Raw genomic sequence first — 12,757 nt, 5'->3', positions numbered from 1 at the left:
TGAGCCCCGCGGTGTGATGGAGTGTTCGACGTCGGCCGTCCTCGTGGATGACCGGCTCTCGTCGTGGGGGCGCCGTGGGGGTCAGTCCGTGACGAGGGGTTCGAGGACGAAGGTGTGACGCAGCAGGGTGTACGGCACCTCGGTCCTTCCCCGGTAGGGCCCGGCGTCGGCCGCGTACGTGTCGTAGTGCTCGATCAGCGACTGCCTGACGCCGAACACCGGATCGGTGTCCAGGTGCGGGTCGTCCGAGGGGAAGAGCATGGTGGTCACGCGCTGGAATCCCGGAGCCTCGATCAACAGGTGCACATGGGCGGGACGCATGAGCGACCTGCTGGTCGCGCTCATGAGTTCACCGACCGGGCCGTCACCGGGTATCGGGTAGCTGGACGGGCGAATGGAACGGAAACCGAAGTGCGCCGTCTCGTCGGTGCGGAACAGCGCGCGCATGGCCGGCTCGTCCAGGCCGGGCACCTCCATGTCGTAGTGGCCTTCCGAGTCGCTGTGCCAGACGTCCACCGCCGCGTCGGCCACCGGCGCTCCCTCGTGGTCCACGACCCGTCCCTCGAAGAACAGCGGGGTACCGGACAGACCCCCGGAGATGTCGGCGGCGTCGGCCTGCTGCGGCCTGTCCTCCCTGAAGTACGGGCCCAGCACGCTGTTCTGCGTGGCCTGGCTGGGGCGTCGGTTGGTCAGGGCGTCGACCAGCATGGTGACGCCGAGCACGTCGGACAGCAGGATGAACTCCTGACGCGTCGGGGTGCACGTCTGCCCGGTGCGCGTCAGGAAGTCGACTCCCCGGGCCCATTCGTCCTGCGTCAGTTCGACGTCGCGGACGAAGGCGTGCAGGTGTCGCACCAGTGATTCCAGGATCTCGGCGACGCGGGAGTCCTTGGTGTCCCGCATGATCGAGATCACGACCTCGGTGATGGTGTCGCTGGTCAGATCACGCATGACGCGCTCCCGTGGTGGTTGGGTGGTGGGTTGCGGACTCTGTCCGGGGATGTCCGTCGCCGGGTGACGTGCGCGGCGGCTGTCCGGCCCAGGCGCGGGCCAAGAGGGCGCGTACCGCCGTCCGTTCGACTGGTCGCGGGTTCCAGTAGCCGTCCCGCACGATGAGTTCGGCCGCCTGCTCGATGCCCGATTCCGGCATGCCGAGGTCCCGCAGCGCCCTGGGGGCGGCGAGCCGTCCCGCGAAGTCGAAGAGTCCCTTCGCGGCGTCGGCCGCCGACAGCGCCCTTGCGATGCGTGCCATGGCCTCGGGCGCCGCCGGTGCGTTGTAGGCGACCACGTGCGGCAGGACGACCGCGTGGGTTTCGGCGTGCGGAAGCCCGAACGTGCCACCCAGCACATGGCACACCTTGTGATGCAAGGCCATGCCCACCGTGCCCAGGCACGTGCCGGCCAGCCACGCCCCGTACAGGACGTCGGCCCGCGCCTCGCGGTCGTCCGGACGCTGTGCGACGACCGGGAGGGAGCGGATGAGGGATTCGAGCGCTTCACCGGCCATCAGGAAGGCGAGCGGGTCCCGGTCCTGTGCGTAGAGGGCCTCCACCGCGTGCGCCATCGCGTTGATGCCGCTGACCACCGATGCCGCCGCGGGAAACGTGAACGTCAGGTCGACGTCGTACACCACGGTCTTCGGCAGCACTTCCGGCAGCCGGCGGGTCGTCTTCCGGCGCCCTTCGGTCTCTCCGAGGATCGGCGTCATCTCCGAGCCGGCGTAGGTGGTGGGCAACGCCAGCTGTGGCAGCCCGGTCCGCAGGGCGATCGCCTTGCCGAGGCCGATCGTCGAGCCACCGCCGATGGCGAGCACCGAGTCCGCTCCCACGGTTCTGGCATACGCGACCGCCTTCTCCGTGACCTCGACGGGGGTGTGCGGAGCCGCTTCCGTGAAAGTTCCCACCGCCGTCGTACCCAGTACGTCGTGTACCTCCACTGCCTGGCCCGCTTGACCAGGTGTGCACAGGATGAGCACCCGACGGCATCCGAGGGCATCCGCCTCTTCAGGGATACGGCTGCGCGTACCACTGCCGAAGACCACTTTGGTGATCTGTCCCCGATGCACGAATGTCTTCATGAGAATTCCCCAGTCCCGCCGTCTGCTTGGAACCAAGACTTTCGATGCCTGAATGACGGGGGGTCAACGTAATCTGCGAGGGATAACGGGCACCGGCGTTGAAATACCTTGTTCGTGCGACAGGCTCCGCGCCCGGGGCCTCCGGCTCTCGACGGACATCACTCGTCTGCGCGATGCGGTGGGTGTCCATGGGCTGGATCGTGGATCCGGACCTCTCTCAGGCGGATATGCCGGTCGAGGTCACCGGAACGGCGTCCGACGGGTCCGCATTCACGAGCGACGAGGGTTCAGGTCGGGGGGTGCCGAACCCAGGAATACGGCCGCTGTCCGTGCGTCTCCCGGACCAGATGCGGACCGGTCCGGCGCGCACCTGATCGACGGCTGAGATCCGGCCGTCGTCCCCACCCCAGGAGGCACCATGACCGGAACCGGACCCGACTGCGAGCCCGACCCCGACATCCCGCTGAGTCCGGCGGCGACGGGGAAGACCGATGAGGACGCGAAGGCCGTGGCGGACCACGACATGCAGGCCCGCTTCGAACCGGCACTGGTACACCGTGACCGGCTTTTCGCGGCCGCCGTGCGGATGACCGGCAGTCCGACCGACGCCGAGGACCTGCTCCAGGAGACGTACGCCCGGGCCTACGCCTCGTTCCACCAGTTCCGCGAGGGCACGAATCTCAGGGCCTGGCTGTACCGCATCCTCACCACCACGTTCCTCAACTACCGCCGCAGTCAACGCAGGCGACCGCAACGCGACGACACGACGGCGATCGAGGACTGGCAGATCGCCCGCGCGGCCTCGCACACCTCGTCGGGACTGCGCTCCGCCGAGGCCGAGGCGCTCGACCACCTGCCCGACTCGGACGTCAAGGCGGCGCTGCAAGCCGTCCCGGAATACTTCCGAACGGCGGTGTACCTCTTCGACGTCGAGGGCTTCACCACCCGTGAGATCGCCGACATCATGCAGACTCCCGTCGGCACCGTGCTGTCCCGACTGCACCGAGGTCACCGACGGCTGCGCTCGCTGCTGGAGGGCTATGCCCAGGAGCACTGTCTCGTCCCGGCGGGCCACGTTCGAGGCAGTGGGTCCGCACCACGGGCTGGTGAGCGAGGTCACCCGGGACGGCGGCGGAAGGCGGGATGCATGCAGGGGGCAGCGGTGTTCCAAGAGCGCATGGAACACCCTTGACAGCCCTCCGGCCCGGTGTCCGGGACAGCCCCGGGCCGGAGGGCTCGACTCCCGTACCGAATGAGTGAGGAAGAGATGCCGAGACCCAGCACCGGTGCCGTCGATGCCGAGGTATGTGCACTCCTCGTCATGCCGGACGGCTCGACGGTACTCGTGTCCACGCGACTGGGCTATCGTCCCGACGATCCCTACGCGGTCCGTGCGACCTTCCGCCTCGGCGGTGACCGGGCGGCCGAGTGGTTCTTCGCCCGTGAGCTCCTGAGAGAGGGGCTGCTCCAGCCAGTCGGTATCGGCGACGTCCGCCTGCGCCCTGCTTGGCACCAGGGACAGCACATGGTGCAGATCGTCCTCACGCCGCCCGCAGGACGGGCGGACCTCATGTTCCCCTGGCCGGTGGTGACGGAGTTCCTGCAACGCACCGATGCGGTGGTGTCACCGGGCACCGAGCACGTGCATGTCGACCTGGACGCCCAACTGATGCTTATTCTCGCAGAGCACTGACCCACAAGCACGATCGATCGATCATCGATCAATGCGACCTCGGGACAGGAGACCACGATGTTGACCGTGCTGTCGCCGATCTTCGCTCTGCTCGCAGCGGCAACCAACGCACTGGGAACCGTGATGCAGCGCCGGGCCGCCACCGTCGTCCCGCAGTCCAGCGGTCTGCGCATCGGCCTGATGTGGGACCTGCTGCGCACACCGGCCTGGCTGCTCGGCATAGGTGGGGTCGCCCTCTCGGCGATGTTCCAGGGCGCCGCGCTGGCCACCGGCGCCCTGGCGGTCGTACAGCCGCTCTTCATGCTGGAGTTGCCGTTCGTGCTGCTGCTCGCGAGCATCGTCCTCGGGCGCCCGTTGCCCCGGGCCGGCTGGGTGCCCGTCGCCAGTATCGGGGGCGGCCTGTGCCTGGCGTTGTTCGCGGCCGCGCCGACCGGTGGCACTCTCGGGATCCCCGCGGCTCGGTGGACAGCGGTGCTGACCTGCTGCCTGCTCGCGGTGGTGGTGCTGTGCAGCGTCGCGGTCAGGCTGCCCAACGGCGCGGCGCGCGCCGCGTGCATGGGCCTGGCCGCCGCCGTCTCCTACTCCCTCACCGCCGCGCTCATGAAGTCCTCGACCGCCGCCCTCGCCCGCCAGGGTATGGGTGCCTTCTTCACCGCATGGCAGACCTATGCTTTTGCAGCCCTCGGCGTGTGCGCCCTGTTCCTGCTGGAGAACGCCATGCAGTCCGGACCGCTGGTCGCCTCCCAGCCTGCCCTGACCCTCGGGGACACACTGGTGAGCCTGGCGCTCGGCGTCACCCTCTACGGGGAAAGACTGCGTGGTGGCTGGTGGCTGACCCTCCAGGTGTTCGGGCTCGCGCTGGTGGCGTACGGGGTCGCCCGCCTGTCACGTCAGCATCTCGTTCTCGCAGGAATGTGAAATACCCGATTCGTGCGAGAGCGGCCGACAGCACAACCCTTGGCGGACGGCCCCGGCAGGCTGAATGCACATCGGGCGGACATGTCGGCGGCGTAAAACACTCCGCGATGGACACAGAATTCACGCGAGCATCTGGAGATCCGAAAGATATGGGGAAATTGGTCAATACGGCCCTGGAGGGCGTGGCGGATGTGCCGGATGGAGCGTCGTTGGCCGTGGGCGGGTTCGGATTGAGTGGTGCGCCGAACGTGCTGATCCAGGCCCTGTTCGAGCGGGGCGTCGGCGGGCTGTCGGTCGTCTCGAACAACTGCGGGGCAATGGATTCGGGCCTGGCGGTACTGCTCTCGGCGGGCCGGATCGGACGGGTGACGGGATCGTATGTCGGGGCGAACAAGGAGTTCGCGCGGCAGTACCTGTCCGGTGAGCTGGAGGTGGAGCTGATCCCGCAGGGCACGCTCGCCGAACGGCTGCGCGCCGGCGGCGCGGGCATCCCCGCCTTTTACACCCCGGCCGGGGTGGGGACGCAGGTCGCGAAGGCGGGCTGCCCTGGCGCTACAACGGCTCCGGCGGGGTCGCACTGGCCTCGCCGGCCAAGGAGGTACGGGTCTTCGACGGCACCGAGTACGTGCTCGAACGCGGCATCCGCACGGACTTCGCGCTGGTCCGGGCGGCGCAGGGCGACCGGCACGGAAACCTGGTGTTCAGCAAGTCCGCCCGCAACTTCAACCCCCTCGCGGCCATGGCTGGCAGGGTCACGATCGCGGAGGTGGAGGAGCTGGTCGAGCCCGGCGAGATCGATCCGGACGCGGTGCACCTGCCCGGCATCTTCGTCCAGCGGGTGCTGGCCCTCACCCCGCAGCAGGCGGCGGACAAGAAGATCGAGCGGCGGACGGTGACCAGCTGATGGCCTGGACTCGTGAGGAGATGGCCGCCCGCTCCGCGCGTGAGCTGCGCGACGGCCAGTACGTCAATCTCGGCATCGGCCTGCCCACGCTGATCCCCACCTACCTGCCGCCAGGGGCGGAGGTGATCCTCGAGTCGGAGAACGGCATCCTGGGCACCGGCCCCTACCCGGGTGCGGACGAGGTCGACCCGGACCTGATCAACGCCGGCAAGGAGACCGCCACCGTCCTGCCCGGCGCCTCCTTCTTCGACTCCGCACTGTCCTTCGCAATGATCCGCGGCGGGCACATCGACGTCGCGGTGCTGGGTGCCATGCAGGTCTCCGAGCAGGGGGACCTGGCGAACTGGGCGATCCCCGGAAAGATGATCACGGGGATCGGCGGTGCGATGGACCTGGTCCACGGCGCCCGCACGGTCATCGTCGTCATGACGCACACAGCCAAGGACGGCTCGCCGAAGATCCGCACCGAGTGCACGCTGCCGCTGACCGGGAAGCACTGCGTGAACCGGATCATCACCGATCTCGGTGTCCTCGACGTCACCGACGAGGGGCTTGTGCTGGTCGAGTGCGCACCTTCCGTCGACGTCGAGGAGATCATCGCCAAGACCGACGCCAAGCTGACCGTCACGGAGGGCCTGCTGTGAACCCCGTCTACATCGTCGACGCCGTGCGCACGCCGATCGGGCGCTACAGCGGCGGCCTGGCCTCGGTGCGCCCCGACGACCTGGCTGCCCACGCCATCCGCGAACTCCTCTCCGGCATACCCCAGTTGGACCCTGCGCGCATCGAGGACGTGTACCTCGGCAACGCCAACGGCGCCGGCGAGGAGAACCGCAACGTGGCCCGCATGGCCGCCCTGCTCGCCGTCCTGCCCACCAGCGTGCCCGGGGCGACGGTCAACCGGCTGTGCGCCTCCGGACTCGAAGCCGTCATCCAGGCCGCCCGCGCCATCGCTGTCGGCGACGCCTCCGTCGCCATCGCCGGCGGCGTGGAGTCCATGACCCGCGCCCCCTACGTGCTGCCCAAGAACGACAGGTCGTTCCCGGCTGCCCACGCCGAGCTGTACTCCACCACGCTGGGCTGGCGCATGGTGAACCCGGCGATGAACCCGCAATGGACCATCCCTCTCGGGGAGTCGGCCGAGCTGATCGCCGAGAAGCACAAGATCGGCCGTGAGCAGCAGGACGAGTTCGCCCTGCACAGCCACCAGAAGGCCGCAGCCGCCCAGGAACAGGGCCTGTTCGACGCCGAGTTGGTGCCCGTCCCGGTCCCGCAGCGCAACGGCGGCCCCCAGCTGTTCGCGGCCGACGAGTGCGTACGCCCAAACGCCTCCCTCGCGGCGATGACAAGGCTCAAGCCGTCCTTCCGTACCAAGCAGGGCACGGTCACCGCCGGCAACGCCTCCCCCTCAACGACGGCGCCGCCGCCCTGCTGCTGGCCGACGAGGAGGGTGTGAAGGCCATCGGCCGCGAGCCGCTGGCACGCGTCTGCGCGACCGGAGTCTCCGCGATCGACCCCGACTACTTCGGCCTCGCCCCCGTCGAGGCCGTCGACCGGGCCCTGGCCAAGGTCGCCCGGACCTTGGCCGATGTCGACGTACTGGAGCTGAACGAGGCCTTCGCCGCCCAGGTCCTCGGCTGTCTCGCCGAATGGCCAGAGTTCGACCCGGCGATCCTCAACCCGCAGGGCGGCGCCATCGCGCTCGGCCACCCCCTCGGCGCCTCCGGCGCCCGCCTCGTCGGCACCGTCGCCCACCAGCTCGCCCGCCGCGGCTCCGGCACGGGCGTCGCCACCCTCTGCATCGGCGTGGGCCAGGGCCTCGCCCTCGTCCTCGAACGCTGACACGAACGGGGCGAGCAGACCGTCGTGGGGAACAACGTCCGGGCCGGGAATCGGCAGCGGCCTCCGCGCGAGGTCGGCGGGTGCGGACGTACGGTACTGATATGTGCGCCATGCGGGAAGGCGGCGCGGCGCAGCCCCACGGGTCCCGCTCCCCTTCACCCACCGCCGGGTCGCTGCGCCGTGCCGAGCTGGACCGGCTGCTGGAGTTCGCCGTGCGCGACACGGGCATGCACGCGGGAGCGGTCTTCCTGCTGGCATCCGACGGCCAGACCCTGCGGCTGGAGGTGACCGCAGGCATTCCGGCGGAGTATCTCGCGCCCTGGTTCGGGGTCCCGCTGTCGAGCCGCTTTCCCGTGGCCGATGCGGTGCGCGAGCGGCGGCTCGTCTGGCTCGGCGACCCGGAGGAACTCGCCCGTCGCTATCCCCGCACGGCGATCGCCCTGCCCTACCATCATGCGGTGGCCGCGGCACCGCTCCTCACCGGCACCACGGTCTGGGGCGCGCTGCTTCTGTTCTGGCCCGGCGCCGGCTCCACCCGTGCCGACGGCCCGAGCCCTGAACGGGTCCGTGCCGCCGGTCGGCGCCTGGGCCGGTTCCTGCGGGACGCCGCAGGCACCGGCCACGCCGTCGGCCCGGGACCCACACCCCGCACCCTGGTCCAGCCGCCCGCCGGCAAGCGGGGGCCGGCCGAGGCACTCGCCGCGGCCGACCTCGTCGAGCGGCTGCCCTGGGGCAGTTGCTCCCTCGACCTCGAGGGCAGGTTCACCTACGTCAGCGCCACCGCCGCCGCCCTACTGGGCGCGAGCAGCCCCGGCGATCTGATCGGCACGCGTCCCTGGCAGTCCTTGCCCTGGTGCGCTGACCTGGCCTTCGAGGACTACTTCCGCGCCACCGTGGTCAGCCGGAAGCCCGGCTACTACACCGCCATGCACCCGCCGGACCAGTGGCTCGCGTTCGAGCTCTATCCCGACGGCTCGGGGGTGAGCGTCCGCATAGCGCCGACCGGTCCGGGTGGGGACTCGCAGCCGGGGCCCACCATGACGGAGACGTTCCAGGGCGAGCCGATCCGCTTGGGCGAGGTGTACCGGGTGCTGCACCTGGCCGCCGCCCTGTCGGAAACCGTGGGCGTCTCAGACGTGGTCGATCTGGTCACCGGGGAGATGCTTCCGGCGTTCGGAGCCCGGACCGTCGCTCTGCTCGCGGCCGAGGACGGCAGAATGCGTGTCATCGGCCGCAGCGGCTACAACCCCTCGCTGCTCGAACACTTCGACGGCGTGCCGCTGACCCACCCGGCACCCGCGGTCCGGGTCCTCGCCACCGGCGTGCCCAGCTTCTTCGCGTCCTTCGACGAGCTGTCCCGGGCCTACCCGCCCGCCCCGCACCAGAAGGGTCTGCACGCCTGGGCGTTTCTGCCGCTGATCGCCTCCGGGCGTCCGGTGGGCTCGTGCGTGTTCGCCTTCGACCGGCCCCACCCCTTTCCCGACCAGCAGCGGGTCGTCTTCATCGCGCTCGCGGGACTGATCGCGCAGGCGCTGGAACGGGCCCGCCTGTACGACACTAGCAACGAACTCGCCAAGACCCTGCAGGCGGCCCTGCTCCCCGACTCACTGCCCCGTCTTCCCGGACTGGACGTGGCGGCCCGCTATCTGCCCAGCGTCCGCGGCATGGACATCGGCGGCGACTTCTACGACCTGGTCCGGGTCGACGACACCACCGCGGCCGCGGTCATCGGCGACGTCCAGGGCCACAACGCCAACGCCGCCGCGCTCATGGGCCGAGTCCGCCCCGCCATCCGCTCCCACGCCGTCTCGGGGGCCACGCCCCCACAGGCCCTCGCGCAGGCCAACCGCCTGCTGGTCGCCATGGACCCGGGCCGCTTCGTCAGCTGCCTGTACGCCCATCTCGACCTCGCACGCCGACGAGCCGTCCTCTCCACCGCCGGCCATCCCCCACCCGTCCTCCGCTACCCGGACGGCCGCGCCGAGGTCCTTCCGCTCCGACCGGGGCTGCTGCTCGGTATCGACCCCGACGCGGATTATCCCGCCACCGAGATCCCGCTGGCGCCCGGCACCGTCCTCGCGCTGTACACCGACGGCCTTGTCGAGACTCCCGGGGTCGACATGGACGACGCCATGTCCGGGCTCGCCACCCAGCTCGCCCGGGCCTCGGCCCAGCCCATGGACCGGCTCGCCACGACGCTGATCGACCATGCACGGCAGACCGCGCCCCGGACGGACGACATCGCCCTGCTGCTCATCGGGCTGGCCACCGCCGAATTACGCGCCCCGGCCGGACCTCACCGTGGCCGCACGGCATGCCTTGACAGCGCAGGGACGGAGAGTAACGATGAAAACCATGGAAACCAATTTCGTTTCTCGAGTTTCCTCATCAGGTGACGAGCAGCGTGCGGACGCGATCGTGGAGGCGGCCGGCCGGCTGTTCTTCGGAGCGGGTTTCGCACGGGTGAGCATGGACGATCTCGCCCGTGAGCTCGGGATGAGCAAGAAGACGATCTACCGTCATTTCCCGGACAAGCGCAGCCTGCTGGTCGCAGTGCTGGACCGCCAGTTCGCCGCGGTGGAGCGCACGCTGGTGGCCGCGGCCGAGGACACGGAAGGCCAGCCGTTCGGTGTCCGGGTACAGCGGTTCCTGATCGCGGCCGGCAGTGAACTCGGACGGATCGGCGCGCCTCAGCTCGCGACCGGGCGGGGCGAGGCGATGCTGCGCCAGTACGTGGAGCAGCGTGTGGACGCGGTGGTCTACCGGCGGCTCGACGAGCTGTTCCGGGAGGGACACCGGCAGGGCTTGCTGCCGGCGCCGCCCGAGCTGCTGAGCGAGATCACCCGCGGTGCGCTGGAGCGCCTGCTCACCTCGCAGTTGCCGCACGAAATGGACTGGACCGGGGCCGATCTGCTGCGGGCGACCGTCGATACCGTGCTCTATGGGGCGATCCGCCCGGCAGACCAGGGCGTCGACGGCGAACAACCCCGGGCGGCCATTCCGACGGCCCGCAACGACGATCAGGAGGTGGGCCCATGACCGGGAAGACCGGCAGGGTGGCACTGGTGACAGGCGCCAGCAGCGGAATCGGCGCCGCCACCGCGCGGCTCCTCGGCGAACGAGGGATGTCCGTGGTGGTCAACTACCTCCGCAGCAGCAAGGCGGCCGAGGAGGTCGTGGCCGGCATCGAGGCCGCGGGCGGCCGGGCCATGGCCGTACAGGCGGACGTGCGGGAGGTGTCGGCGATCGAGGGCATGGTCGAGCAGGTCCGGGCGGCCTGGGGCGGCATCGACGTGCTCGTGCACAACGCGCTCATCCCGTACGCGGTCAAGTCGTTCCAGGACATGACGTGGGAAGAACTGGGCGGCAAGATCGACGCCGAGATGCACACAGCGTTCACGGTCACCAAAGCCGTACTGCCCACGATGACCGAACGAGGGTGGGGACGCCTCATCTACATCGGCACCGGACTCAGCCGCCTGCCTCGGGCGGGCATGATCGCGCTGGGCGTTTCCAAGGCCGCACTCGAGCAGTTCGCCCGGTATCTCGCCCAGGAACTCGGCCCGCAGGGCATCACGGTCAACGTCGTCTCGCCCGGCCCGGTGGAGTCCCGAACCGCCGATGCCGTGCTCGACGACGCGACGAGGCAGCGGCAGGTGGCCGCCACCCCCTTGGGCCGCCTGGCCCACCCGGCCGATGTCGCCCAGGCGGTCGCCTTCTACGCCGCCGAGGACAACTCCTTCATGACCGGTACCACGGCCGCGGTCAACGGCGGCATGGCCATGTACTGACGCCCCGCTGACCTCCGCACACGCGGCCGAGCCCTTAAACGATCAAGGAAAGACGTTCATGCACACGATCGACCTGGCCTACGTCGGACGAGGCCTGCACGAGGAGCTGGCCGCCTACATCGCCGACCAGCAGGACTACTACGCCGAGGAGGGTGTCCACGTCGCGCTGCGCGACGGCTGCACCTGGGACGTGGAACGGCTGCGCCGCTGCGCCACCATCGGGCTCGGCCGGGCACTGCTGTCACGACTGACCGACGGCACCCCGTGGGTCGCACTCAGTGTCAACACCCACCGCCCGCTGTTCTGGTTCCTCGCCCGCCCCGGCCCCACCTCCCTGGCCGACCTGGCCGGGCGACGGCTGGCGGTCCACGCCCCGCACACCCCGCCCGGCGCATTCGCCCGGATCGTGCTGCGAAAGGCCGGCCTTGACCCGGACCGTGACGTGAAGACCATCGTCCGCTCGCCCGGCGACTACGGCATGGATCTGCGCCGGCTCAACGACGGCAGCATCGACGCCGCCTACGTCGGCAGCACCATGGCACCGGAGGCGGTGGCCGCCGAGCACGGCTGGCAGGTGCTGGCCTGGGTCGGCGACCACTTCCAGATCCCCACCGTGGGCGTGGCCGTCGACCCCACCTACATCTCACCGGACGACCCTGCGGTCCAAGCCGTCGTACGAGCCCACCGGCGCGCCCTGCGGGTGATCCACGACGACCCCGACACCACGGTGCGCCACATGCAGACGTTCCTCGGCGGACAGACCGCGGAAGAGGCCCGAGCCCACTACGACACGTTCATCGCGCCGTACTTCACCACGGACGGCCAGGCCGACCTCGCTGTCGGCGACAAGGCGATCACCGCGGTCGCCGCCGAACTCGGCGTCCCTGCCACCGTCACCGCGGCCGAGTTCTACCGCACCGCAGCCACAGCCTAGGCATCAGGAGTCGAGTCGTAGGGTGCGAAGCCCTGGGCCCGCAGGCCGATGGTGTCACTCCGGTGACCGCGACCGCGGCGTAGTTCTTCTCAGGTATGGGTTTCCTCCCTCCGGGCCGCCGTCGATCAGGGCCCTCCCGCCTCCGCGGTCTTCCACCGGCGACCAGCACAACGGTCACGGACTACGCCGAGCCCGCCTCGGAAGTGCCCACGCCGGTCGTGCGGAAACTGGCCCGGAACGCACCAGGTGTCACACCCAGCTGCCGTAGACCGCGCCGTCGCCGGTGGGCGTGTTGCGGAACCTCTTGTCCGGCACAGGCGGCGCACGGCGGCAGCGGTGTTCAGTGTCCGGCGCTCTGACTGCCGTCGACATGCAGGATCTCGCCGGTGACCAAAGGGGCCTGCTCGAGATAGACGATCGCTTTGACGACGTCGTCGATCTCGCCCATGCGCCCGAGCGGGTGCATGCTGGCCAGGGCTTCGTGGGATTCGACCGGGTGCATCGGGGTGGGGATGACACCGAGCGCCACGGTGTTGACGCGGATGCCCTGGGAGGCGTAAGCGTGGATGCCCTGTCCGGCGACTTCGCCGATCACCCG

Annotated in this window: 10 protein-coding genes and 3 pseudogenes; 10 read left to right on the top strand and 3 right to left on the bottom strand. The window is 70.0% G+C overall.

The genetic code is table 11. The annotated features are described in order from the left end of the window. Window positions 1-81 precede the first annotated feature (81 nt). Together AAFF41_RS40145 and AAFF41_RS40140 are read right to left on the bottom strand one after the other, a co-directional pair. Entirely contained in the window at window positions 82-951 is an 870-nt protein-coding gene (locus AAFF41_RS40145) for a dioxygenase family protein (protein WP_343325565.1), read from the bottom strand. Next, the gene (locus AAFF41_RS40140; protein WP_343325564.1) at window positions 944-2,077 is read right to left on the bottom strand and encodes a maleylacetate reductase; all 1,134 of its coding nucleotides are present in this window, start codon (window positions 2,075-2,077) and stop codon (window positions 944-946) included. Before AAFF41_RS40140 ends, AAFF41_RS40145 begins: the two co-directional genes overlap by 8 nt. 418 nt (window positions 2,078-2,495) lie before the next feature. Here AAFF41_RS40140 and AAFF41_RS40135 point away from each other — a divergent pair, with 418 nt between their 5' ends. The 10 genes and pseudogenes from AAFF41_RS40135 (at window position 2,496) to AAFF41_RS40090 (ending at window position 12,159) form a co-directional block, all read left to right on the top strand. Next, window positions 2,496-3,269, top strand: coding sequence for a sigma-70 family RNA polymerase sigma factor (locus tag AAFF41_RS40135; RefSeq protein WP_425526201.1), 774 nt, complete (start codon window positions 2,496-2,498; stop codon window positions 3,267-3,269). A gap of 75 nt (window positions 3,270-3,344) precedes the next feature. Beyond that, complete coding sequence (locus AAFF41_RS40130; RefSeq protein WP_343325563.1) at window positions 3,345-3,770, top strand: SsgA family sporulation/cell division regulator; 426 nt, start codon at window positions 3,345-3,347, stop codon at window positions 3,768-3,770. A 57-nt stretch (window positions 3,771-3,827) separates the two neighbouring features. Continuing rightward, window positions 3,828-4,688 (top strand): DMT family transporter, encoded by an 861-nt coding sequence (locus AAFF41_RS40125; protein ID WP_343325562.1) that lies wholly within the window; start codon window positions 3,828-3,830, stop codon window positions 4,686-4,688. Between the two features lie 149 nt (window positions 4,689-4,837). Beyond that, window positions 4,838-5,592 (top strand): annotated as a pseudogene (locus AAFF41_RS40120) (CoA transferase subunit A). Beyond that, complete coding sequence (locus AAFF41_RS40115) at window positions 5,592-6,236, top strand: CoA transferase subunit B (RefSeq protein WP_343325561.1); 645 nt, start codon at window positions 5,592-5,594, stop codon at window positions 6,234-6,236. Before AAFF41_RS40120 ends, AAFF41_RS40115 begins: the two are co-directional and overlap by 1 nt. Next, window positions 6,233-7,434 (top strand): annotated as a pseudogene (locus tag AAFF41_RS40110) (thiolase family protein). The gene AAFF41_RS40115 and the pseudogene AAFF41_RS40110 overlap by 4 nt, the downstream one beginning before the upstream one ends. Before the next feature lie 101 nt (window positions 7,435-7,535). Continuing rightward, window positions 7,536-9,830 carry a SpoIIE family protein phosphatase gene (locus tag AAFF41_RS40105; protein WP_343325560.1) on the top strand — a complete coding sequence of 765 codons (2,295 nt, stop codon included), beginning with the start codon at window positions 7,536-7,538 and terminating at the stop codon, window positions 9,828-9,830. Next, window positions 9,790-10,473, top strand: a complete 684-nt coding sequence (locus AAFF41_RS40100) for a TetR/AcrR family transcriptional regulator (RefSeq protein ID WP_343326430.1) — start codon at window positions 9,790-9,792, stop codon at window positions 10,471-10,473. Before AAFF41_RS40105 ends, AAFF41_RS40100 begins: the two co-directional genes overlap by 41 nt. Continuing rightward, on the top strand, window positions 10,470-11,225 hold the full coding sequence (locus tag AAFF41_RS40095; protein WP_343325559.1) for an SDR family NAD(P)-dependent oxidoreductase: 756 nt from the start codon (window positions 10,470-10,472) through the stop codon (window positions 11,223-11,225). The genes AAFF41_RS40100 and AAFF41_RS40095 overlap by 4 nt, the downstream gene beginning before the upstream one ends. Before the next feature lie 58 nt (window positions 11,226-11,283). After that, window positions 11,284-12,159, top strand: coding sequence for an ABC transporter substrate-binding protein (locus tag AAFF41_RS40090; protein ID WP_343325558.1), 876 nt, complete (start codon window positions 11,284-11,286; stop codon window positions 12,157-12,159). A gap of 340 nt (window positions 12,160-12,499) precedes the next feature. On the opposite strand, the pseudogene AAFF41_RS40085 reads toward AAFF41_RS40090, so the two are convergent. After that, window positions 12,500-12,718, bottom strand: a pseudogene (locus AAFF41_RS40085) (SDR family oxidoreductase); the annotation flags it as partial. Window positions 12,719-12,757: the final 39 nt, after the last annotated feature.

The sequence above is a fragment of the Streptomyces mirabilis genome (assembly GCF_039503195.1).
GTDB classification, from domain to species: Bacteria; Actinomycetota; Actinomycetes; order Streptomycetales; family Streptomycetaceae; genus Streptomyces; species Streptomyces mirabilis_D.
This window is presented reverse-complemented; position numbering and strand designations above follow the sequence as displayed.